Source organism: Burkholderia territorii (assembly GCF_902833055.1).
Taxonomy (GTDB): Bacteria; Pseudomonadota; Gammaproteobacteria; order Burkholderiales; family Burkholderiaceae; genus Burkholderia; species Burkholderia territorii.
The window spans coordinates 1-20,976 of the sequence record NZ_CADFEJ010000031.1; the positions used below are offsets into that span (position 1 = coordinate 1).

Consider the following 20,976-nt stretch of genomic DNA (forward strand, 5'->3'; position numbering starts at 1 on the left):
AAGGGCGACGACAACCAGCCGGGCGGGATGATCCAGGCCGACGCGGCCACCAACTCGCTGATCATCACCGCGTCCGACCCGGTCTACCGGAACCTGCGCTCGGTGATCGACCAGCTCGACGCGCGCCGTGCGCAGGTTTACATCGAAGCGCTGATCGTCGAGCTGAACTCGACGACGCAGGGGCAACTCGGGATCCAGTGGCAGGTCGCGAGCGGCCAGTTCCTCGGCGGCACGAACCTGGCCGCGGCGGCCGGCAACGTCGCGGGCAACAGCATCATCAACCTGACGACCGGCGGCACCGCGGCCAGCACCGGGCTCGCCGCCAATCTGTCGAACCTGAACCAGGGCCTCAACATCGGCTGGCTGCACAACATGTTCGGCGTGCAGGGGCTCGGCGCGCTGCTGCAGTATTTCTCGGGCGTGAGCGACGCGAACGTGCTGTCGACGCCGAACCTGATCACGCTCGACAACGAGGAAGCGAAGATCGTCGTCGGCCAGAACGTGCCGATCGCGACCGGTTCGTACTCGAACCTGACGAGCGGCACGACGAGCAATGCGTTCAACACGTACGACCGTCGCGACGTCGGCCTGACGCTGCACGTGAAGCCGCAGATCACCGATGGCGGCATCCTCAAGCTGCAGCTCTATACGGAAGACTCGGCGGTCGTCAGCGGCACCACCAATTCGCAGACGGGCCCGACCTTCACGAAGCGCTCGATCCAGTCGACGATCCTCGCCGACAACGGCGAGATCATCGTGCTCGGCGGCCTGATGCAGGACAACTACCAGGTGTCGAACAGCAAGGTGCCGCTGCTCGGCGACATTCCGTGGATCGGGCAGCTGTTCCGTTCGGAATCGAAGCAGCGGCAGAAGACGAACCTGATGGTGTTCCTGCGCCCGGTGATCATCTCCGATCGCGGCACCGCGCAGGAAGTCACGGCCAACCGCTACGACTACATCCAGGGCGTGACGGGTGCGTACAAGTCGGACAACAACGTGATCCGCGACAAGGACGATCCGGTCGTCCCGCCGATGCCGATCGGTCCGAGCCAGGGCGGCACGGCCGCCGGCAACCTGTTCGATCTCGACAAGATGCGCCGCCAGCAGCTGCAGCGCCAGGTCGCGCCCGTGCCGGCGCAGCCGTTGCCGGAGGCGACGCCCGCGCAGTCGCAGGGCGTGCCGCAGCAGGCGGTGCCGCAACAGCCGCTGACCACCGCACCGGGAGCGTCGCAGTGAGCGACGTACTAGCGTCCTCCGCCCACGACGGCGCGCCGGGCGAACGGCAGCCGCCGTCGCCGCTCGCCGCACGCCTGCTGCCGTACGGCTTCGCGAAGAGCGGCCAGGTGCTGATCGCGCACCAGCTCGACGACACGCTCGAGGTGTGGATCAGCGAGCGCACGAGCGATGCGGCGCTCGCCGAGATCGCGCGCAACTTCGGTTCGATCTCCGTGCATCGCGTGCCGGCCGACGAGCTCGCGCAGGCGATCAACCAGGCCTACGCGCGCCAGGACGGCAGCGCGGCGCAGATCGTCGGCGAGGTCGAAGGCGAAGTCGATCTGTCCCGGCTGATGCAGGACATCCCCGAAGTCGAGGATCTGCTCGAGTCGGAAGACGACGCGCCGATCATTCGGATGATCAACGCGTTGCTCACGCAAGCGGCGCGCGAACAGGCATCGGACATTCACATCGAGCCGTTCGAGAATGCGTCTGTCGTGCGGTTTCGCGTCGACGGCACGCTGCGCGATGTCGTGCGCCCGAAGAAGGCGCTGCACGGCGCGCTGATCTCGCGGATCAAGATCATGGCGCAGCTCGACATTGCCGAGAAACGCCTGCCGCAGGACGGCCGCATCACGCTGCGCGTCGGCGGCCGGCCGGTCGACGTGCGCGTGTCGACGCTGCCGACCGGGCACGGCGAACGCGCGGTGCTGCGTCTGCTGGAAAAGGATGCGCAACGCCTGAACCTCGAAGCGCTCGGGATGGGCCGCGACACGCTCGTGCAGTTCGACAAGCTGATCGGCCGCCCGCACGGAATCGTGCTGGTGACGGGCCCGACCGGCTCGGGCAAGACGACCACGCTGTATGCATCGATGTCGCGGCTCGAAACGGCGACGACCAACATCATGACGGTCGAGGATCCGATCGAATACGACCTGTCCGGCATCGGGCAGACACAGGTGAACGAGCGAATCGGGATGACCTTCGCGCGCGCGCTGCGTTCGATCCTGCGGCAGGACCCGGACGTCATCATGATCGGCGAAATCCGCGACCTCGAAACCGCGCAGATCGCCGTGCAGGCGTCGCTGACGGGCCACCTCGTGCTCGCGACGCTGCACACGAACGACGCGGCGTCGGCCGTCACGCGCCTGACCGACATGGGCGTCGAGCCTTACCTGCTCGCGTCGTCGCTGCTCGGGGTGCTCGCGCAGCGCCTGGTGCGCCAGCTCTGCCCGGTCTGCAAGGAAGAGCGGCACGAGGAGGGCCGCACCGTGTGGCATCCGGTCGGCTGCGACAAGTGCGGGCATTCGGGCTATACGGGCCGGCGCGGCGTGTACGAACTGCTGGTGGTCGACGATTCGATCCGCTCGCTGATTCACCGCAACGCGGCCGATGCGGAGATTCTCGCCGCGGGCCGCGCGCAAGGCATGCGCACGCTGCGCGACGACGCCGAACGCTGGCTCGCGGCCGGCGCGACGTCGCTCGAGGAAGTGCTGCGCGTGACGGGAGGCGCATAGCGCGATGCCGGCATTCCGCTTCGAAGCAATCGATTCGGCGGGGCGCGCGCAGAAGGGCGTGATCGATGCCGACAGCGCGCGGTCCGCGCGCGGCCAGCTGCGCACGCAGGGGCTCACGCCGCTCGTCGTCGAGCCGGCCGCGAGCGCGACGCGCGGCGCGCGCTCGCAGCGCCTCGCGTTCGGCCGCAAGCTGTCGCAGCGCGAGCAGGCGATTCTCACGCGCCAGCTTGCGAGCCTGCTGATCGCCGGGCTGCCGCTCGACGAGGCGCTCGGCGTGCTCACCGAGCAGGCCGAGCGCGACTACATCCGCGAACTGATGGCCGCGATCCGCGCGGAAGTGCTCGGCGGCCATTCGCTCGCGAATGCGCTGGGCCAGCATCCGCGCGATTTCCCGGAAATCTACCGCGCGCTCGTCGCGGCGGGCGAGCACACCGGCAAGCTCGGCATCGTGCTGTCGCGCCTCGCCGACTACATCGAACAGAGCAACGCGCTGAAGCAGAAGATCCTGCTGGCGTTTACGTATCCGGGAATCGTCACGCTGATCGCGTTCGGCATCGTCACGTTCCTGCTGAGCTACGTCGTGCCGCAGGTCGTCAACGTGTTCGCGAGCACGAAGCAGCAGCTGCCGGTGCTGACGATCGTGATGATGGCGCTGTCGGATTTCGTCCGGCACTGGTGGTGGGCGATCCTGATCGCGGTCGCGTTCGTCGTGTGGTTCGTGAAGGCGACGCTGTCGCGCGACGGGCCCAGGCTCGCGTTCGACCGCTGGGTGCTGACCGCGCCGCTCGCGGGCAAGCTGGTGCGCGGCTACAACACGGTGCGCTTCGCGAGCACGCTCGGCATTCTCACTGCGGCCGGCGTGCCGATCCTGCGCGCGTTGCAGGCGGCCGGCGAGACGCTGTCGAACCGCGCGATGCGCGCGAACATCGACGATGCGATCGTGCGCGTGCGCGAAGGCTCCGCGCTGTCGCGCGCGCTGAACAACGTGAAGACGTTTCCGCCGGTGCTCGTGCACCTGATCCGTTCCGGCGAGGCGACCGGCGACGTGACGACGATGCTCGACCGCGCGGCGGAAGGCGAGGCGCGCGAGCTCGAGCGGCGCACGATGTTCCTGACGAGCCTGCTGGAGCCGCTCCTGATCCTCGCGATGGGCGGCATCGTGCTCGTGATCGTGCTGGCCGTGATGCTGCCGATCATCGAGCTGAACAACATGGTGCAGTGACGGCCCGGGCAGCGGCCGGGCCGCCGCCGTTCAGCGCATGTAGATCGCGGGGGACGGCGTGTTCGCGGGAAGCTGGATTTCGGCGCGGGCGCCGTTGCGGTCGACGATGATCGAGCGGCTGCGGACTTCGGCGAGCTTTGCGCCGGGCGTGACCTCCGCGCCGAGCGACACGGCACGCGGCGGTTCGCCGCCGACGCCGACGATCGCGGCGCCGCCATGATCGAGCGCGAGAATGCCGAACAGGTGGATGTCCTGCACGGGATTCTTGTCGAGCTGTCCGCCGAAGAGCGCGGCGGCGTCCTCGGTGCGGATCGGCAGCCGCGCCGCGGCGGCGGGCAGCGGCGCTTCGCGGGCCGACAGCGTGACGACCCAGTAGGTGGCCGTCGCGCACAAACCCGCGAAGAGGGCTAGGGAGAGGATCCGGATCGAGAGCGCGTTCATGCGCGCTATTGTACGGATGTATGTGAAATTTGCGTTGGGTGAAAGCCCTCGGCAATGCGCGCCTTACAATGCGTGCTCCGCGCCCGGGGAAACGGAAGCCGGCCGTCAGGCAAGCGTCCGGAATGCCGCGGGTGCGTCACTCAATCGACGACATTTTTTGGAAAGAGGTAGTCAGTCATGCAAACGTGGATCACTCGCCGCAATGCGGCCGTGCGCCGTCAGCGCGGTTTCACGCTGATCGAGATCATGGTGGTGGTCGCGATCCTCGGGATCCTCGCGGCACTGATCGTGCCGAAGATCATGAGCCGTCCCGACGAGGCGCGCCGTATCGCCGCGAAGCAGGACATCGGCACGATCATGCAGGCGCTCAAGCTGTACCGTCTCGACAACGGCCGCTATCCGACCCAGGAACAGGGCCTGAACGCGCTGATCCAGAAGCCGACCACCGATCCGATCCCGAACAACTGGAAGGACGGCGGCTATCTCGAGCGCCTGCCGAACGATCCGTGGGGCAACGGCTACAAGTACCTGAACCCGGGCGTGCACGGCGAGATCGACGTGTTCAGCTACGGCGCCGACGGCAAGGAAGGCGGCGAGAACAACGATTCCGACATCGGCTCGTGGCAGTAAGCGTGCGCTGACCGGCCCGGCCTTCTCCCCCGCTCCTCACGCCATGCCCGCCCTTCGCACGCCCTTGCGCTCCGCTCGCGCCCGCCGCGATGCCCGCGACGGCCGCGTGCGTCGCGGCGCGGCCGTGACCGCCGCGCGTGCGCGCGGCTTCACGCTGCTCGAGATGCTGGTCGTGCTCGTGATCGCGGGCCTGCTGGTGTCGCTCGCGTCGCTGTCGCTCACGCGCAATCCGCGCACCGACCTGCGCGAGGAAGCGCAGCGCATCGCGCTGCTGTTCGAGACGGCCGGCGACGAAGCGCAGGTGCGCGCGCGCCCGATCGCGTGGCAGCCGACCGCGCACGGCTTCCGTTTCGACGTGAGCTCGGCCGACGGCTGGCGCACGCTGCGCGACGACGTGCTGCGCCCGCGCGACTGGGACGGCGGCGTCACGGGCGCCGACATCGATTATCCCGGGTCCGACACGCGCGCGAGCCGTGTCGTGTTCGGCATCGAAAGCATCGACACGCCGGTGCGCGTGACGCTGCATTCGGCGGTCGGCAGCGCGACGATCGTCGGCACCGGCAACGGTCGCTACGAGGTGCAATGACGATGCGTCGTCGCGTGCTCTTCCCGCTCGCTTCCCGAGGCTTCACGATGATCGAGGTGCTGGTCGCGCTCGCGATCATCGCGGTCGCGCTCGCCGCGTCGATCCGCGCGGTCGGCACGATGGCGACCAATGCGTCCGATCTTCATCGGCGGTTGCTCGCCGGCTGGAGTGCCGACAACGCGCTCGCGCAGCTGCGCCTCACGCACGCGTGGCCGGAGGTCGGCGAGCAGAGTTTCGACTGCTCGCAAGGCAACGTGCAGCTGGTCTGCACGCAGCGCGTGAGCACGACGCCGAACCCGGTGTTCCGGCGCGTGCAGATGTCGGTGAGCATGCCGGGCCACGCCGGCGTGCTCGCGCAAATGGTGACGGTGGTCGCGAATGAAACCAGCCGCCCGCTCTGACGCGCCGATGCGGCCCCGGCCCGTGCGTCGCGCCGGTGCGCGCCGCGCGCGCGGCTTCACGCTGATCGAACTGATGATCGCGATCGCGATCCTCGCGGTCGTCGCGATCCTCTCGTGGCGCGGGCTCGACCAGATCATGCGCGGCCGCGACAAGGTCGCATCCGCGATGGAGGACGAGCGCATCTTCGCGCAGATGTTCGACCAGATGCGCATCGACGCGCGGCTCGCCGCCACCGACGACGAAGCCGGCCAGCCGGCGATCGGTGTCGCCGGCAACACGCTGCAGATCGTGCGCGAACTCGACGTGCCGGGCGCCGCGCCGCGGTTGCAGGTGGTCCGCTACCGGATCGCGGGCGGGCGCGTCGTGCGCTATGCGTCGCCGCCGCTCGACGACGCGAACCGCCTGCGCGACGTGCTGAAGGACAGCAGCGTCGACGGCTGGAGCTGGGTCGCGCTGATGGGCGGCGTCGGCGCGATCGACGCGAAGCTGTACGTGCCGCGCGTCGGCTGGACCACCAACCTGCAGGCGGCCAGCGACGCGCTGTCGCAGAACAACGATGCGCTGAAGGTGCCGCAGATCGGCAACGCGCCGCCGACGCGCGCGGTTACGGGGCTGCAGGTCAGCATCGGCGCGACGTCGCTGCGCGTGCCCGTCACGCGCATTTTCCTCGTCGGGGAATGACGATGCGCGCGCGCCCTCACCGTTCCCGGTTCGCCGCTCGCGATGGCGTACGCGCGCACGCACGCACGCGCCGCGAGCGCGGTGCGGCGATCATCACCGCGCTGCTCGTGGTCGCACTGTCGGCGATCCTCGTGTCGGGGATGCTGTGGCGCCAGCAGGTGCAGATTCGCCGCATCGAGAACCAGCGCGTGATCGCGCAGGCGCAGTGGGTCGCGCGCGGCGCGCTTGACTGGACGCGCATGATCCTGCGCTCCGAAGGCGACACGGCGCCCGGCATCACCTATCTCGGCGGAATCTGGGCCGTGCCGATCGCGAAGACCAAGCTGTCGGACTTCCTTGGCCGGATCGGCGCGCCGAACGACAACGGCGGCGAAGACACCTACATCTCCGGATCGATCGAGGACGCGCAGGCGAAGTACAACCTGCGCAACCTCGTGTCGTCGCCGGCGCCGGGCGTGCTGCAGTTGAACGTGATTCAGCTCCAGGCGTTCCAGCGGCTGCTGACGACGCTCGGCTACGACGGCGCGTTCGCGAAGCGGATTGCGCTGCAGATGCGCGCCGGCCTGATGCACTCGGCAACGCGCTTCCAGACGCCGACGCTGCCCGGCGCCGGGACGGCCGCGACCGCGCCGGTGGCCGGCGGCGACATGGCTGGCAACTTCACCGACGAACCGGGGATGTCGGACACCGAGCGCGGGCCCGCGCCGCTCGTGATGACCGGCGTCGACAGCCTGCTCGACGTCGACGGCGTGACGCCCGAGATGGTCGCGCGGCTGCGCCCGTTCGTCACCGTGTTGCCGACCACCACGCCGGTGAACATGAACACCGCGCCGGCCGAGGTGATCGCGGCGCTGGTGCCGGGGATGAGCGTGTCGTCCGCGCAGGCGCTCGTGTCGCGCCGCGAGACGGTATTTTTCCGCAACGTCGGCGACGTGCAGCTCGCGCTGCGCGGCGCCGGCGCGCCGAACGTGACGATCGACTCGAGCCTCGTCGACGTCAATTCGAGCTATTTCATCGTGCATGGCCGGATTCAGCACGATCGCGCGGAGGTCGATCGCACCTCGCTCGTGTATCGTGATTCGACCACGCACTCGACGCGGGTCGTGCGCATCCGCGACCAGCTATAACGACGCCATTCGGGAGAGGAGCTCTTGAGCACGCTGATTGTTTCTTTGCCGCCGCGCGAGCCGGCCGTGCCGTTGCAGGAATGGCAGTGGCCCGAGCTGCCGTTCACGCTCGTGGACAAGGCCGGCCACGTGCAGCGCGCGGGCCGCGCCGCGCTCGCGCTGCTGCCGCGCGCGAACGCGACGGTGCTGATCGTCGCCGCGCGCGACGTGCTGCTGCTGGCCGCGACCGTGCCGCCGCTCAAGGGGCCGAAGCTGCGCCAGGCGCTACCCAACATCGTCGAGGATCAGTTGATCCAGGATCCGCTCGGCTGCCATATCGCGCTCGATCCGGTCGCGCTGCCCGACGGCCGGCGCGTGCTGGCGGTCGTCGATCGCGCGTGGTTCCGCGCGATCTGCGACGCGTTCACCGCGGCCGGCCACCGGCACCTGAGCGCCGTGCCCGCGACGCGCTGCCTGCCCGCACCGCGGGCAGCGGCGGCGGACACGGCGTCCGATGCAGCGGCCGACGATGAGGCCGCGCCAGCCGGGGCGATCGCCGATGCGACCGAACCCGTCGCGCGGCCCGCCGCGGTTGCCGCGGTGCTGGGGCTCGCCACCGCGGTCGAGCCGGCGCTCGTCGAAGCCGGCGCGCAGCCGGCGATGGCCGGTGCGCCGCGTCTCGAACTGGCGATCGCGCGCGGTGCGCTCGGCGAAGGTTTCGCGGCGCCCGCGTCGCGGGCCGGCGGCACGCTCGCCGCGCTGTCGGGTGGCGCCGAAATCGAACTCTACGAGCTCGGCGAACCGGGCGCGGAACCGCGTCTCGCATCGGTCGGGCACGCGGATGCCCCGCTGCTGCCCGGTGCGCAGCCGCTGCCGTTCGACGCATTCGCGCGACGCGCGCTCGCCGAGCGCTTCGATCTGTGCCAGTTCGAATTCGAATCGCAGCCGTGGCGCTTCGACCGCGCGACGGTGAAGCGCCTGCGCGTGCCGATCGCACTCGCGGCGGCCACGCTCGGCGTCGCGGTGATCGGGATGAACCTGCACTGGTGGAAGCTGTCGCGCGAGCGCGATGCGTTGTCCGCGCAGATCACCGAGACGCTGCTGTCGGCCTTCCCGAAGACGACGACGGTGCTCGATCCGCCCGCGCAGATGCAGCGTCAGCTCGACCAGCTGCGCCTGGCGGCGGGCGAGCTGTCGCCGAACGATTTCCTCGCGCTGGCGAGCGGGCTGTCGCGTTCGATGGGCGCGCTGCCGCTGAACGGAATCGCGTCGCTCGATTATCACGACCGGCGGCTCGACGTCGGCTTCAAGCCGGAGGTCAAGGTCGACCCCGATTTCCCGCAGCGTCTCGCGCGCAACGGGCTGGCCGGCGAAGTCGACAGCAGCACCGGCAAATGGACGATCCGGAGCCGCTCATGAAGACCGAACAACTGAACCAGACGCTGGCCCAGTTCTGGGGCGAACGCACGCCGCGCGAGCGGACGCTGCTCGGCTGGGGCGGCGCCGTGCTGGCCGTCGCGATCGCGTATTCGGTGCTGTGGTCGCCCGCGCAGGAAGGCCGCGCGCGGATCCGCCACGAATTGCCGACGATGCGCCGCGAGCTTGCGCAGATGACCGCGCAGGCCACCGAGGCGAAGTCGCTGACGGCCGCCGCGCAAGGCGTCGCGCCGACCGGTCTCGCGCTGAAGGACGCGCTCGCCGCGTCGCTGTCCGATCACGGGCTGCAGGGCGCGCAGGTGCAGGTCGTCGGCAACGGCGTGCAGGTCCAGATGAAGAACGTGGCGTTCCCGGCGTGGACGCAGTGGCTCGACGACGCGCGCCGGCAGTTCAAGGTGCAGGTCGGCGAAGCGCACGTGACCGCGCTGAAGGAAGACGGCCAGGTCGACCTGACGGCCGTGATGCAACCCTCGATGCAGAAATGACGCAGTGGATGAAACGAACGGCGGTCGGCCGATGAGGCCTGGAGTCCGGCGGCTCGTCGCCGCATTGCCGTGGGCGGCGGCCGGCACGCTCGCGACGGCGCTGACGCTCGTCGCGCTCGCGCCGGCCGCGTGGATCGCACCGCAGTTCGCGCGCGCGACCGGCGGGCACGTGAATCTCGTCGATCCGGACGGATCGCTGTGGCACGGTTCGGGCACGCTGATGCTCGCGCCGGGCGCGGACCAGAGCGCGGCGACGCTGCTGCCCGGCCGGGTCGAATGGACGACGGGCTTCTGGCCGCTCCTGACCGGGCGCGTGCGCATGCGCATGCGGCAGACGGAAGCGATGCCCGAGCCCGTCACGCTCGACGCGACGTGGCGCGGCGCGGTGCTCTCGGCGGGCTCGATGGCCGTGCCCGCGTCGCTGCTCGCCGGGCTCGGCACGCCGTTCAACACGCTCGACCTGCAGGGCGACGTGCGGCTCGGCTGGACCGACTGGCGCGTGATCGGCAACAACGCGTTCGGCCAGCTGACGGTGACGATCGATTCGATGAGTTCGCGCGTGTCGCGCGTGAAGCCGCTCGGCTCGTACCGTGCGGTGCTGCAGGCGAAGGGCTCGGACGCCGATCTCGACCTGTCGACGACGCAGGGCCCGCTGTTCCTCGACGGGCACGGCAGCTTCGGCCCCGGCCAGGGTTCGTTTCGCGGCACCGCGCATGCGGCGCCCGAGCAGCAGGCGAACCTCGCGGGGCTGCTGAACCTGCTCGGCCATCCGATCGGCAACAACCAGGTGTCGCTGATCTTCGGCGACGCGACGCGCTGACGCGCGCCACGCTCCCCTTTTCCCGACTTACTTCTGCGCGAGCGGTGCGGCCGCCGACGGTGCGGTCGCAGCCGGCGCAGCCGCACCCGATGCCGGCGCCGGCGCTGCCACGTCGCCCGTTTCGCGCGCCATGTCCGACGCATCCCAGCCGCCGCCGAGCGCCTTCACGAGGCCGACCGACGACACCATCCGCTGGCCGGCGATCGTCGCGAGCTTCTGCCGCGCGGTGAACGCGGTGGTCTGCGCGGTCAGCACGTTCAGGTACGCGACCGTGCCGGCCTTGTACTGATTCGTGACGATCGCGAGCGCGTGCTCGGCGCTGTCGACGGCTTGCCGCTGCACGTCGACCTCCTGCGCGAGGATGCGCTGCGACGCGAGGTTGTCCTCGACGTCCTGGAACGCGCTGAGCACCGCGAGGCGGTACGCGGCGACGTTCTGGTCGTAGGTCGCGCGCGCGGCGTCGGTCTGCGCGGCACGCAGGCCGGCGTCGAACAGCGTCGCGGCGAGCTGCGGGCCGACCGTCCAGAATCGCGCGGGCAGCGTGAACAGCTGCGACCATACCGAGCTCTGGAAGCCGCCGCTGGCCGACAACGTGAGCGTCGGGAAGAACGCGGCGATCGCGACGCCGATCTGCTCGTTCGCCGCAGCCGCGCGACGTTCGGCCGCCGCGATGTCGGGCCGGCGCTCGAGCAGCGCGGACGGCACGTCGACCGGCGTGATCGGCGGTTCCGCCGCGAGCGGGTTCGGCGGCAGCGAGAACGTCGATGCCGGTTCGCCGATCAGCGTCGCGATCGCATGCTCGTACTGCGCGCGCGCGACGCCGTTGTCGATCGACGCGGCCTGCGCGCTCTGCAGCTGCGTCTGCGCCTGGATCACGTCCGCGCGCGCGGCGACGCCCTGCGCGTACTGGTTCTGCGTGAGCCGCAGCGATTCGCCGTACGACTTCACGGTGTCGTCGAGCAGCTTCTGCAGCGCATCGGACGTGCGCAGCTGAAAGTAAGTCTGCGCGAGCAGCGCCTGCTGCGAGAGCCGCGCGTTCGCGAGATCGGCCGCGGCGGCCGCCTCGCCGGCGCGCTGCGCGCTGACGCTGCGGCTCACCTTGCCCCACAGGTCGGGCTCCCAGCTCGCATCGAGACCGACGCTGTAGCTGTTGCCGATCGACGAGCTGCTGCCGAAGCTCGACGCGCTCGACGACGTGGACGTGCGCCCCGTGCGCGAGCGCGAGCCCGACGCGGTCAGCCCGACGGTCGGGAAGTATGCGGCCCGTGCCTCGGCGACAAGCGCGCGGGCCTGCCGGTACGCGGCGGCCGATTGCGCGATGGTCTGGTTCGATGCATTGAGCTTGCCGATCAGCGCGTCGAGCTGCGGATCGTTGTAGACGGTCCACCATGGACCGCGGTCGGCCCGGTCGGCGGGCTGCGCGACCTTCCAGCCGGCCGGCGCTTCCTTGAAGGCGGCGGGGATCGACGTGTCGGGCCGGTGATAGTCGGGCCCGACGGCGCAGCCGGCGAGCAGCACGGCCGTCGCAACGGCGACGGCGGCGCTCAGCGGGCGAAGGGCGCGCGGGAGGGGGGCATACGGCATCGTGGTATTCCTGTCTGGGCGCGAGGGCCGGCGGGCGGCGTCGCGCGATGCGGTCGTCGTGCCGCTGGCGGACAAATGGTAACTGACGGTGGGAAAGCTGCGCAGCCCTAAGGGTACGGTGCGCCGCGGCCCGAATGTGTTACCGGCGCGGCCGGCCGGTTTACCGGTCATTACGGATCGCTTGCGCGCGAGACGAGCAACGAACGCCGCGCGAACGGCGCCGGTCCATGCGGAAGCAGCCGGCGTTCAGGCGTTCAGGCGGGATGACGGGGGCAGCGCGGTGTCAGTGGCAGTGCACGGGTACCGGGCCGGGCTCGGCGGCCGGCCGCCATGTCGACGGCTCCGTTGCCGCCGGCTGGCTCGCGCGGCGCGCGGAGTGCTTCGCGTTGCGCTGCCGGCGATGATCGAACCATGCGAACCCGAGCGCCGCGAGCGATCCGCCCGGTACCACCAGCATCGTCACGTACAGCGCGATCTTCCAGCCGCGGTGCGGCCCGGAGAACACATGATGAGCGGTATCGGTCAGGTTGCGGCGCAGCGCGCCGGCGGCATTTTTCAGGAACAGCATCGCGAACATCCTCGGGTGCCCGTCAGTGCGGGCCAAGCGGTCAGAACATCGTCTCCGGCAGTGCAACATGCACGTCGTAACTGGTTGCCTGAAATAATATTGACTAAGCAATCATTTTTCAAGATACTGGGCGCGTTCTGACCTGAAACGCACTGTTGCTGCGCGCGCAATTCGCATGAACGGCGGCCTCTACGATCCCGACACCATCGCGCTGGAGACGAGCCTCGGTTACTACCTGACCAAGGCCCGGCAGGCGCTCGTCGAGCGAATGGACCGCGCACTCGAGCCGTACGATCTCACCGCGCAGCAGATCGGCGTGATCCTGCTGCTGTCGCGCGGCTATGCGCGCACGCCGTTCGAACTGTCGCGCAAGATGTCTTACGACAGCGGTTCGATGACCCGGATGCTCGACCGTCTGGAGCGCAAGGGCCTGGTCGCACGCTCGCGCAGCGAACAGGACCGCCGCGTGATCGAGCTGACGCTGACCGAACGCGGTGCCGAAGCGGCCCGCGCGCTGCCGTCGCTGATCGCGACCGCGCTGAATGCGCAGCTTGCCGGCTTCTCGGCCGATGAACTGGCGCTGCTCACCGGCCTGCTGCAGCGGTTCATCGCGAACGGGCCCGGCGACACCGGCTGCCCGAAGCCCGACGAACCAGACTGCTGAGCGCGGAGGCCCGATGTCTAGGTTAAGCATTCGCTTATTTCTCTGTCTGGGCAGAAGATGACAAGGCACGTGCTCCGTCTCTTCCCTCACTCGTTCCAACCAGCCGGGCCGCGCGGTATCGTGCGCCCGTGCGCCGCGCCGGCGCGTCGCACGCGCCGCGTCTAGGAGATTCCGATGTCCTCTACCACGGCATCCGCCGCGTCCCCTGCCGCCGAACCCGCGCCGCTGACCGGCGGCGCGCTCGCGCTCCTCACCGTCGGGCTCGCGCTCGGCACCTTCATGGAAGTGCTCGACACGTCGATCGCGAACGTCGCGGTGCCCACCATCTCGGGCAGCCTCGGCGTCGCGACGAGCGAAGGCACGTGGGTGATCTCGTCGTATTCGGTTGCATCCGCGATCGCGGTGCCGTTGACCGGCTGGCTCGCGCGGCGGGTCGGCGAAGTGCGGCTGTTCACGCTGTCGGTGCTCGCGTTCACGATCGCGTCGGCGCTGTGCGGCCTCGCGGAGAACTTCGGGACGCTGATCGCGTTCCGGCTGCTGCAGGGCCTCGTGTCGGGGCCGATGGTGCCGCTGTCGCAGACGATCCTGATGCGCAGCTATCCGCCCGCGAAGCGCGGGCTCGCGCTCGGGCTATGGGCGATGACGGTGATCGTCGCGCCGATCTTCGGCCCGTTGCTGGGCGGCTGGATCAGCGACAACTACACGTGGCCGTGGATCTTCTACATCAACCTGCCGATCGGGATTTTTTCCGCGGCCTGCGCGTACTTCCTGCTGCGCGGCCGCGAGACGAAGACGACGAAGCAGCGGATCGACGCGGTCGGTCTCGCGCTGCTCGTGATCGGCGTGTCGTGCCTGCAGATGATGCTCGACCTCGGCAAGGACCGCGACTGGTTCAACTCGACCTTCATCGTCGCGCTCGCGCTGATCGCGGTGGTGTCGCTGGCGTTCATGCTCGTGTGGGAGGCGACCGAGAAGGAACCGGTGGTCGATCTGTCGCTGTTCAAGGACCGCAACTTCGCGCTCGGCGCGATGATCATCTCGTTCGGCTTCATGGCGTTTTTCGGCTCGGTCGTGATCTTCCCGCTGTGGCTGCAGACGGTGATGGGCTACACGGCCGGCAAGGCCGGCCTCGCGACCGCACCCGTCGGGCTGCTCGCGCTGGTGCTGTCGCCGCTGATCGGCCGCAACATGCACCGGCTCGACCTGCGGATGGTCGCGAGCTTCGCGTTCATCGTGTTCGCGGGCGTGTCGATCTGGAACTCGACGTTTACGCTCGACGTGCCGTTCAACCACGTGATCTTGCCGCGGCTCGTGCAGGGCATCGGCGTCGCGTGCTTCTTCGTGCCGATGACGACGATCACGCTGTCGAGCATCTCCGACGAGCGGCTCGCGAGCGCGTCGGGGCTGTCGAACTTCCTGCGCACGCTGTCGGGGGCGATCGGCACGGCGGTCAGCTCGACGTTCTGGGAGAACGACGCGATCTACCACCACGCGCGGCTATCGGAATCGGTGAGCGTCTACGCGCAGAACACGACCGACTACCAGGGCGCGCTCGCGCAGCTCGGGATCCTCGGGCAGACGGCCAACGCGCAGCTCAACCAGCTCGTCACGCAGCAAGGCTTCATGATGGCGACCAACGACTTCTTCCACCTGTCGGCGGGCGTGTTCATCGCGCTCGCCGCGCTCGTGTGGATCACAAAGCCGAGGAAGGGCGCGGGGCCGGCGATGGGGCATTGACCAACGCGTGTCGCATGCATTCGGGACGATTGCGCCACGCGCATCGCTCAATTAAACTAAGTCAATTCTGCGACTGAACTTAGTTTATTGGGAGGGTGCGATGCAGACCTACAACATGCATGACGCGAAGACGAATTTGTCGCGCCTGATCGACGAAGCCGTTCATGCCGGAGAACCGTTCGTGATCGCGAAAGCCGGCAAGCCGCTCGTCAAGGTCGTGCCGATCGATGCCCGGGAACCGGCTCCGCCGAGCCGGATCGGCTTCATGAAGGGACAGATTCGCGTTCCGGACGATTTCGATTCGATGGGCGGGGACGCGATCCGGAAACTGTTCGAGGGCGACGCGTGAAACTGCTGCTCGACACGCACCTGATTCTCTGGGCCGCCGCCGACGCGGCGGAACTGCCGAGTCGCGCCCGGACGCTCATCGAGGATTCCTCCCATACCTTGCTCTTCAGCGTGGCGAGTCTCTGGGAGATCGTCATCAAGCGCGGCCTGGATCGAGACGATTTTCAGGTCGACCCGCACGTCCTTCGCCGCAATCTGCTCGACGCGGGCTATGTGGAGCTGCCGATCACGAGCGCGCATGTCCTCGCGGTCGAGCAACTGCCGGCGGTGCATCGCGATCCCTTCGATCGCCTGCTGATCGCCCAGGCGATCTCCGAAGGCGTGACCCTGCTCACGCACGATCATACCGTTGCCCGATATCCGGGCCCGGTTCAGCACGTCTGAGCGCACGCCGCGCCGCGCGCGTCACTCCCGCGCGCGCAATCCGCCGAAGGCCAGATCGTCACCCGACGCGATCGGCAGCGTCGCCCGCGCGACGTCGAGCCACGCCCGCGCCGCATGCGACAGGTATCCCTTCTTCAGCCAGCCCAGCGCGATCGCCCACGTGATTTCCGGCTCGACGATCGGCCGGCACGTGAACTGCCGCGCGTCGAGCCGCCGGCAGTAAGGCTCCGGCAACAACGCGATGCCGACACCCGCGTGCACGAGCGCCGCCATGAAATCCCAGTGTCCGCTGCGGCTCACGATCGACGGCGTGAAGCCTGCCTGCCGGCACGCGTCGAGCACCGCATCGTGCAGCGCGAGGCTCTCCGCATAGAACACGAACGACTCGCGCGCGAGATCGGCGAGCGGCACCGCCTGATGATCCTCCCAGCGCGACTCGCGCGGTGCGACGAGCCACAGCGGCGCGCGCACCATCGGCAACCGCTCGAACGTGGCGGGATCGACCGGCTCCAGCAGCCCGCCGAGCTCGAGCTCGCCCGACATCAGCGCGGCCTCGATCATCCGTGCGCCCTGCTCGAACAGCTTCAGCTCGATGTTCGGATAACGCTGCTTGTACGCGGCGATGATCGGCGTGAACAGCGACCCGCCAAGCGGCGGAATGCCGATCGTCAGCTCGCCGCGCCCGAGCGTGCCGAGATCCTTCAGCTCCGACTGCAGCTGCGCCTGCGCGGCGAGCACGTCCTGGCCGCGCTGGAACACGATCCGCCCGGCATCCGTCAGCACCATCTGCCGGCCGTCGCGCAACAGCAGCGGCGAGCCGATCTCGTCCTCGAGTGCCTTCACCATCTTGCTGATGGTCGGCTGCGTGACGAACAGCCGGTCGGCGGCCGCCGTGAAACTCTGCTGACGGACCACCTCGACGAAGTACCGCAACGCGCGCAATTCCATCGATCACTCCCCAGGTTGGTGCAGCGAACACATCTGAATTCCGAATTGGAATGACAAGGATAGAGACAAGTCATTTTATTTATGGTTAGGGGAAACCCTATACTCACACCATCGATTCAATCTCTGTATGGAGCCCGCCATGACCAAGCCGACCGCCACTGCCGCCGCCCGCCCCGCCGCTTCGGGCAACGTTGCGCGTACCGGCCGGATCGTGCTCCAGGCCACCGCGCTCGGTGTGTTGTGGATGGCCGTCGACTGGGCGGTGCGCGCGGTCGGGCTGCCGGTGCCGTCCGGCGTGATCGGCCTCGCGGTGCTGCTCGCGCTGCTGTTCTCGGGCCGCGTCGCGCCCGCGTGGGTCAAGGACGGCGCGAACTGGCTGCTGTCCGACATGCTGCTGTTCTTCGTGCCGGCCGCCGTCGCGGCCGTTCAATACGGCGGGCTGTTCCGCGAGGACGGCTGGCGCATCGCGCTCGTCATGCTCGCCGGCACCGCATTCGTGATGGTCGCGGTGGCGGTGGCCGTCGACCTCGCCGCGAAGCTCGAACGCCGGCTCGCCGCGCAGCGCGTGTTCGCCGAGCGCCGCCGCGCGCGCCTCACCGCGGTGTCCGCCCACTGAGCCGGAGCCCGGAATGCCTGCGCTGCTGTCGAACCTGTCCGCCGACCACGTGAATACCGCGATCTCCGTCGGCTGCTTCGTGCTGACGGTCGCGCTGTATTTCGCGTCGAAGCGGCTCTACGCGTACAGGAAGACGCTGCTGTTCTCGCCGCTCGTGTTCGTGCCCGGCGTGCTGGTGCTGCTGGTCCTGCTGACCGGCATCCCGTATTCGGTCTACTTCCGCGACACGCGCTGGCTGATGTGGCTGCTCGGCCCGGCAACGATCGCGTTCGCGGTGCCGATCTACGACTACCGCGATCTGATCCGCCGCCACTGGCTGTCGCTGTCGGTCGGCGTCGCGGTCGGGATCGGTGCGGGCGTGTGCGGGTCGCTGCTGCTCGCGAAGCTGCTGCACCTGTCGCCCGAGCTGCAGCGCTCGCTGATGACGCGCTCGGTGTCGACCCCGTTCGCACTCGCCGTGTCCGACAAGATCCACGCACCGAAGGACCTCACCGCGCTGTTCGTGATCGCGACCGGCATCTGCGGGATGCTGCTCGGCGAGATCGTGCTCGCGCTGGTGCCGATGCGCACGCGGCTCGCGCGCGGCGCGCTGTCCGGCGCGGCCGCCCACGGCGTGGGCACCGCGAAGGCACGCGAGATCGGCAACGAGGAAGGTGTCGTGTCGAGCCTCACGATGATGATCGCGGGCGTCGCGATGGTGCTGATCGCGCCGTTGCTGTCGCTGCTGCCGATCTGACGCCGTAAGCCGTGGGCGGCCGCCTGCGCCGCTTCCAGCCGCCTCCCGCCGTTTGGACCCTTGCCGCGCGGCGCGCCGATGCCCGCCGTGCGCGCCGGCTTCGGCCGGTTTCCGTCGCGATCCTTCCCTGCATCGCGCCGACACCCGGCCGACAATCGGCTGAGATAGCCGCAATTCCCCCCTCTTTTCCGCCCATCGGGCTCGGCCCGGATGCCGAACAATGCATGCTACGAGACATCACGCACGCATTCACATGGCCTCCACGACCGCAAACCCGACCGCCGACAAGCCGGCTTCGTCCGGCAAGTTCAAGCGCATCGCGCTCATCGCCGTCATCGCGCTGGGCGCGGCCGCCGCCGCCGCGGGCGGCATGTACGTGTTCCTGAGCAAGGCAGGCGTCGGCCATGCGAGCGCGCCGGCCGAAGCCGCGCCGCTTGCGGCGCCCGTGTTCTTCCCGCTCGACCCGCTGACCGTGAACCTGCAGTCCGACGACGGCATGCAGCACTACCTGCGTGTCGGCCTGTCGCTGAAGCTCACCGACCCGAAGGCGCAGGAGCAACTGACGGCGCGCATGCCGGAGATCCGCAGCCGGATCCTGCTCGCGCTGTCGAACAAGCATCCCGAGGATCTCGCGACGCCGGACGGCAAACGTTCGCTTGCGACGGAACTGCGGGAGCTGATCGAGCAGCCGACGCAGCCGGGCAACCAGCGCGCGAAGGTCGACGACGTGCTGTTCACCGAATTCGTCGTCCAGTAACGCGGCCGGACAAGGAGCGCGCATGGGCCACCAGGAGTTCATGTCCCAGGAGGAGGTCGACGCCCTCCTCAAGGGCGTCACGGGCGAAACCGATTCGGTCGACGAGCAGCGCGACACGTCGGGCGTCCGCCCCTACAACATCGCGACGCAGGAGCGGATCGTCCGCGGCCGGATGCCCGGCCTCGAGATCATCAACGACCGCTTCGCGCGCCTCTTGCGGATCGGCATCTTCAACTTCATGCGGCGCACGGCGGAAATCTCCGTGAGCCAGGTGAAGGTGCAGAAGTACAGCGAGTTCACCCGCAACCTGCCGATCCCGACGAACCTGAACCTGGTGCACGTGAAGCCGCTGCGCGGCACGTCGCTGTTCGTGTTCGACCCGAACCTCGTGTTCTTCGTCGTCGACAACCTGTTCGGCGGCGACGGGCGCTTTCACACGCGCGTCGAGGGCCGCGACTTCACGGCCACGGAGCAGCGGATCATCGGCAAGCTGCTGAACCTGGTGTTCGAGCACTACACGACCGCGTGGAAGAGCGTGCGGCCGCTGCAGTTCGAATTCGTGCGCTCGGAGATGCATACGCAGTTCGCCAACGTCGCGACGCCGAACGAAATCGTGATCGTCACGCAATTCTCGATCGAGTTCGGGCCGACGGGCGGCACGCTGCACATCTGCATGCCGTACTCGATGGTCGAGCCGATCCGCGACGTGCTCGCGTCGCCGATCCAGGGCGAGGCGCTCGAGGTCGATCGCCGCTGGGTGCGGGTGCTGTCGCAGCAGGTGCAGTCGGCCGAGGTCGAGCTGACCGCGGATCTCGCCGAGATCCCGTCGACCTTCGAGAAGATCCTGAACCTGCGTGCGGGCGACGTGCTGCCGCTGGAGATCGAGGACACGATCACCGCCAAGGTCGACGGCGTGCCGGTGATGGAATGCGGCTACGGCATTTTCAATGGTCAATATGCGTTGCGCGTGCAGAAGATGATCAGCGCGGGCGACACGATGAAGGAAGGTGGATATGAGTGAGCTGAACCCGACGCCCGAACTCGACCCGCAAGCGCTCGCCGACGCGGCGCTCGCGGAATCGGCCGCGGCCGTGCCGGCGGCACCCGCCGCGGCGGAAGAGGAATCGGGCCTGGACGACTGGGCCGCCGCGCTCGCCGAACAGAACCAGCAGCCCGTGCAGGCGGGCGCGACCGGCGCCGGCGTGTTCCAGCCGCTGTCGAAGGCCGCGCCCAGCTCGACGCACAACGACATCGAGATGATTCTCGACATCCCGGTCAAGATGACCGTGGAACTCGGCCGCACGAAGATCGCGATCCGCAACCTGCTGCAGCTCGCGCAGGGTTCGGTCGTCGAGCTCGACGGCCTCGCCGGCGAGCCGATGGACGTGCTCGTGAACGGCTGCCTGATCGCGCAGGGCGAGGTCGTGGTCGTCAACGACAAGTTCGGCATCCGGCTGACCGACATCATCACGCCGGCCGAACGCATCCGGAAGCTGAATCGGTGAACGTCGTGAAGACCGGCCGCCACGCGCGCCTGTTGCCGGGCGTGGCCGCGCTGGCCGCGGCCGCGTCGCTCGCGTGCGCGCCGGCCGTCGCCGCCGACATGAACGCGGTGAACAACGCCGGCGCCATCGCCTCGAGCGTGGCGGTCGGCTCGGCCGTGCCGTCGCTCGGCGTCGGCGCGGTGCTGCAGACGCTCGTCGGGCTCGCGGTCGTGATCGGCCTCGTGTTCGGCTGCGCGTGGCTCGCGCGCCGCTTCGGATTCCAGCCCGTGCGGCGCGGCGGCCCGCTGAAGGTCGTGTCGAGCGTCGGGCTCGGCGCGAAGGAAAGCGCGACGATCGTCGAGATCGGCGATACCTGGCTCGTGCTCGGCGTCGCGCCGGGCAACGTGCGGCTGCTGCACACGCTGCCGGCCGGCTCGGCGGCGATCACGACGACGGCACCGGCTTCGGCCGATGCTCCGCCCGGAGCCGCAGCAGGCGACGGCGGCCAGCCCGGCACGTTCGGCGCGCGGTTCCGCGATGCGCTCGCGGACGAAGCCGCGAAGCGCTTCGGCCGCGGCAAGGACCGCTGACATGGCGCCGCGCCCTCT

General features: G+C 69.1%; 25 protein-coding genes. 21 read left to right on the forward strand and 4 right to left on the reverse strand.

The features are described from left to right. The 3 genes from gspD to gspF form a co-directional block, all read left to right on the forward strand. Nucleotides 1-1,236: type II secretion system secretin GspD (gspD, locus tag HW466_RS29340; protein WP_151006668.1), on the forward strand; the 1,236-nt coding region annotated here is incomplete at its 5' end. After that, entirely contained in the window at nt 1,233-2,732 is a 1,500-nt protein-coding gene (gene gspE, locus HW466_RS29345; RefSeq protein ID WP_151006670.1) for a type II secretion system ATPase GspE, read from the forward strand. The genes gspD and gspE, both read left to right, overlap by 4 nt. Nucleotides 2,733-2,736: 4 nt before the next feature. Then, entirely contained in the window at nt 2,737-3,954 is a 1,218-nt protein-coding gene (gene gspF, locus HW466_RS29350) for a type II secretion system inner membrane protein GspF (protein WP_060348691.1), read from the forward strand. 30 nt (nt 3,955-3,984) lie between these two features. On the opposite strand, the gene HW466_RS29355 is transcribed toward gspF, so the two are convergent. Continuing rightward, nucleotides 3,985-4,395 (reverse strand): type II secretion system protein N, encoded by a 411-nt coding sequence (locus tag HW466_RS29355; protein ID WP_059448336.1) that lies wholly within the window; start codon nt 4,393-4,395, stop codon nt 3,985-3,987. Nucleotides 4,396-4,572: 177 nt separating this feature from the next. Here HW466_RS29355 and gspG point away from each other — a divergent pair, with 177 nt between their 5' ends. Genes gspG through HW466_RS29395 form a run of 8 tightly spaced genes read left to right on the forward strand, consistent with a single transcriptional unit; the run spans nt 4,573 to nt 10,542 of the window. Next, complete coding sequence (gene gspG / locus HW466_RS29360) at nt 4,573-5,025, forward strand: type II secretion system major pseudopilin GspG (protein ID WP_059448335.1); 453 nt, start codon at nt 4,573-4,575, stop codon at nt 5,023-5,025. A 43-nt stretch (nt 5,026-5,068) separates the two neighbouring features. Next, nucleotides 5,069-5,611, forward strand: coding sequence for a GspH/FimT family pseudopilin (locus HW466_RS29365; protein ID WP_059505733.1), 543 nt, complete (start codon nt 5,069-5,071; stop codon nt 5,609-5,611). A 2-nt stretch (nt 5,612-5,613) separates the two neighbouring features. Further along, nucleotides 5,614-6,012 (forward strand): type II secretion system minor pseudopilin GspI, encoded by a 399-nt coding sequence (gene gspI, locus HW466_RS29370; protein WP_151006756.1) that lies wholly within the window; start codon nt 5,614-5,616, stop codon nt 6,010-6,012. Further along, complete coding sequence (locus HW466_RS29375) at nt 5,990-6,694, forward strand: PulJ/GspJ family protein (RefSeq protein WP_059546691.1); 705 nt, start codon at nt 5,990-5,992, stop codon at nt 6,692-6,694. Before gspI ends, HW466_RS29375 begins: the two co-directional genes overlap by 23 nt. 2 nt (nt 6,695-6,696) lie before the next feature. Further along, nucleotides 6,697-7,821 carry a type II secretion system minor pseudopilin GspK gene (gene gspK / locus HW466_RS29380; RefSeq protein ID WP_060348708.1) on the forward strand — a complete coding sequence of 375 codons (1,125 nt, stop codon included), beginning with the start codon at nt 6,697-6,699 and terminating at the stop codon, nt 7,819-7,821. 24 nt (nt 7,822-7,845) lie between these two features. Next, the gene (gspL, locus tag HW466_RS29385) at nt 7,846-9,219 is read left to right on the forward strand and encodes a type II secretion system protein GspL (protein ID WP_059808834.1); all 1,374 of its coding nucleotides are present in this window, start codon (nt 7,846-7,848) and stop codon (nt 9,217-9,219) included. After that, the gene (gene gspM / locus HW466_RS29390) at nt 9,216-9,722 is read left to right on the forward strand and encodes a type II secretion system protein GspM (protein WP_059448337.1); all 507 of its coding nucleotides are present in this window, start codon (nt 9,216-9,218) and stop codon (nt 9,720-9,722) included. The genes gspL and gspM overlap by 4 nt, the downstream gene beginning before the upstream one ends. Nucleotides 9,723-9,753: 31 nt before the next feature. Continuing rightward, complete coding sequence (locus HW466_RS29395) at nt 9,754-10,542, forward strand: type II secretion system protein N (RefSeq protein ID WP_059448330.1); 789 nt, start codon at nt 9,754-9,756, stop codon at nt 10,540-10,542. A gap of 27 nt (nt 10,543-10,569) precedes the next feature. On the opposite strand, the gene HW466_RS29400 is transcribed toward HW466_RS29395, so the two are convergent. Both HW466_RS29400 and HW466_RS29405 read right to left on the reverse strand, forming a co-directional pair. Further along, nucleotides 10,570-12,126 (reverse strand): efflux transporter outer membrane subunit, encoded by a 1,557-nt coding sequence (locus HW466_RS29400; RefSeq protein ID WP_174905990.1) that lies wholly within the window; start codon nt 12,124-12,126, stop codon nt 10,570-10,572. 283 nt (nt 12,127-12,409) lie between these two features. Further along, entirely contained in the window at nt 12,410-12,694 is a 285-nt protein-coding gene (locus HW466_RS29405; protein WP_081053054.1) for a multidrug ABC transporter ATPase, read from the reverse strand. 175 nt (nt 12,695-12,869) lie between these two features. Here HW466_RS29405 and HW466_RS29410 point away from each other — a divergent pair, with 175 nt between their 5' ends. The 4 genes from HW466_RS29410 to HW466_RS29425 all read left to right on the forward strand — a co-directional run bounded on the left by HW466_RS29410 (nt 12,870) and on the right by HW466_RS29425 (nt 15,827). Continuing rightward, the gene (locus HW466_RS29410) at nt 12,870-13,358 is read left to right on the forward strand and encodes a MarR family winged helix-turn-helix transcriptional regulator (protein WP_060117465.1); all 489 of its coding nucleotides are present in this window, start codon (nt 12,870-12,872) and stop codon (nt 13,356-13,358) included. A gap of 174 nt (nt 13,359-13,532) precedes the next feature. Beyond that, nucleotides 13,533-15,095 (forward strand): DHA2 family efflux MFS transporter permease subunit, encoded by a 1,563-nt coding sequence (locus HW466_RS29415; RefSeq protein ID WP_060348694.1) that lies wholly within the window; start codon nt 13,533-13,535, stop codon nt 15,093-15,095. A gap of 100 nt (nt 15,096-15,195) precedes the next feature. Then, nucleotides 15,196-15,444 (forward strand): type II toxin-antitoxin system Phd/YefM family antitoxin, encoded by a 249-nt coding sequence (locus tag HW466_RS29420; protein WP_060322646.1) that lies wholly within the window; start codon nt 15,196-15,198, stop codon nt 15,442-15,444. After that, on the forward strand, nt 15,441-15,827 hold the full coding sequence (locus HW466_RS29425) for a type II toxin-antitoxin system VapC family toxin (protein WP_060322644.1): 387 nt from the start codon (nt 15,441-15,443) through the stop codon (nt 15,825-15,827). Before HW466_RS29420 ends, HW466_RS29425 begins: the two co-directional genes overlap by 4 nt. 21 nt (nt 15,828-15,848) lie before the next feature. On the opposite strand, the gene HW466_RS29430 is transcribed toward HW466_RS29425, so the two are convergent. After that, nucleotides 15,849-16,775 carry a LysR family transcriptional regulator gene (locus HW466_RS29430; protein WP_059505725.1) on the reverse strand — a complete coding sequence of 309 codons (927 nt, stop codon included), beginning with the start codon at nt 16,773-16,775 and terminating at the stop codon, nt 15,849-15,851. 139 nt (nt 16,776-16,914) lie between these two features. Here HW466_RS29430 and HW466_RS29435 point away from each other — a divergent pair, with 139 nt between their 5' ends. From HW466_RS29435 to fliO, 6 genes are all read left to right on the forward strand, one after another. Continuing rightward, nucleotides 16,915-17,391, forward strand: coding sequence for a CidA/LrgA family protein (locus HW466_RS29435; RefSeq protein ID WP_059546679.1), 477 nt, complete (start codon nt 16,915-16,917; stop codon nt 17,389-17,391). 13 nt (nt 17,392-17,404) lie between these two features. Beyond that, entirely contained in the window at nt 17,405-18,127 is a 723-nt protein-coding gene (locus HW466_RS29440) for an LrgB family protein (RefSeq protein WP_151005274.1), read from the forward strand. Between the two features lie 220 nt (nt 18,128-18,347). Beyond that, nucleotides 18,348-18,884, forward strand: coding sequence for a flagellar basal body-associated protein FliL (fliL, locus tag HW466_RS29445; RefSeq protein ID WP_059505721.1), 537 nt, complete (start codon nt 18,348-18,350; stop codon nt 18,882-18,884). Nucleotides 18,885-18,906: 22 nt separating this feature from the next. Beyond that, the gene (fliM, locus tag HW466_RS29450) at nt 18,907-19,905 is read left to right on the forward strand and encodes a flagellar motor switch protein FliM (RefSeq protein ID WP_059448321.1); all 999 of its coding nucleotides are present in this window, start codon (nt 18,907-18,909) and stop codon (nt 19,903-19,905) included. Continuing rightward, a complete protein-coding gene (gene fliN / locus HW466_RS29455; RefSeq protein ID WP_059448320.1) occupies nt 19,898-20,389 on the forward strand; it encodes a flagellar motor switch protein FliN in 492 nt (163 codons plus the stop codon). Before fliM ends, fliN begins: the two co-directional genes overlap by 8 nt. After that, nucleotides 20,386-20,958, forward strand: coding sequence for a flagellar biosynthetic protein FliO (gene fliO / locus HW466_RS29460; protein WP_059797982.1), 573 nt, complete (start codon nt 20,386-20,388; stop codon nt 20,956-20,958). The genes fliN and fliO overlap by 4 nt, the downstream gene beginning before the upstream one ends. Nucleotides 20,959-20,976 lie beyond the last annotated feature (18 nt).

Bases quoted from the DNA above. Each gene is read 5' to 3' on its own strand.
- gspF (WP_060348691.1), top strand. From the start codon at position 2,737: ATGCCGGCATTCCGCTTCGAAGCAATCGATTCGGCGGGGCGCGCGCAG.
- HW466_RS29375 (WP_059546691.1), top strand. From the start codon at position 5,990: ATGAAACCAGCCGCCCGCTCTGACGCGCCGATGCGGCCCCGGCCCGTG.
- HW466_RS29400 (WP_174905990.1), bottom strand. From the start codon at position 12,126: ATGCCGTATGCCCCCCTCCCGCGCGCCCTTCGCCCGCTGAGCGCCGCC.
- gspI (WP_151006756.1), top strand. From the start codon at position 5,614: ATGCGTCGTCGCGTGCTCTTCCCGCTCGCTTCCCGAGGCTTCACGATG.
- HW466_RS29420 (WP_060322646.1), top strand. From the start codon at position 15,196: ATGCAGACCTACAACATGCATGACGCGAAGACGAATTTGTCGCGCCTG.
- HW466_RS29415 (WP_060348694.1), top strand. From the start codon at position 13,533: ATGTCCTCTACCACGGCATCCGCCGCGTCCCCTGCCGCCGAACCCGCG.
- HW466_RS29395 (WP_059448330.1), top strand. From the start codon at position 9,754: ATGAGGCCTGGAGTCCGGCGGCTCGTCGCCGCATTGCCGTGGGCGGCG.
- HW466_RS29435 (WP_059546679.1), top strand. From the start codon at position 16,915: ATGACCAAGCCGACCGCCACTGCCGCCGCCCGCCCCGCCGCTTCGGGC.
- HW466_RS29440 (WP_151005274.1), top strand. From the start codon at position 17,405: ATGCCTGCGCTGCTGTCGAACCTGTCCGCCGACCACGTGAATACCGCG.
- HW466_RS29355 (WP_059448336.1), bottom strand. From the start codon at position 4,395: ATGAACGCGCTCTCGATCCGGATCCTCTCCCTAGCCCTCTTCGCGGGT.
- gspK (WP_060348708.1), top strand. From the start codon at position 6,697: ATGCGCGCGCGCCCTCACCGTTCCCGGTTCGCCGCTCGCGATGGCGTA.
- fliL (WP_059505721.1), top strand. From the start codon at position 18,348: ATGCATGCTACGAGACATCACGCACGCATTCACATGGCCTCCACGACC.
- gspM (WP_059448337.1), top strand. From the start codon at position 9,216: ATGAAGACCGAACAACTGAACCAGACGCTGGCCCAGTTCTGGGGCGAA.
- HW466_RS29410 (WP_060117465.1), top strand. From the start codon at position 12,870: ATGAACGGCGGCCTCTACGATCCCGACACCATCGCGCTGGAGACGAGC.
- HW466_RS29430 (WP_059505725.1), bottom strand. From the start codon at position 16,775: ATGGAATTGCGCGCGTTGCGGTACTTCGTCGAGGTGGTCCGTCAGCAG.
- fliM (WP_059448321.1), top strand. From the start codon at position 18,907: ATGGGCCACCAGGAGTTCATGTCCCAGGAGGAGGTCGACGCCCTCCTC.
- gspG (WP_059448335.1), top strand. From the start codon at position 4,573: ATGCAAACGTGGATCACTCGCCGCAATGCGGCCGTGCGCCGTCAGCGC.
- HW466_RS29365 (WP_059505733.1), top strand. From the start codon at position 5,069: ATGCCCGCCCTTCGCACGCCCTTGCGCTCCGCTCGCGCCCGCCGCGAT.
- fliN (WP_059448320.1), top strand. From the start codon at position 19,898: ATGAGTGAGCTGAACCCGACGCCCGAACTCGACCCGCAAGCGCTCGCC.
- HW466_RS29405 (WP_081053054.1), bottom strand. From the start codon at position 12,694: ATGCTGTTCCTGAAAAATGCCGCCGGCGCGCTGCGCCGCAACCTGACC.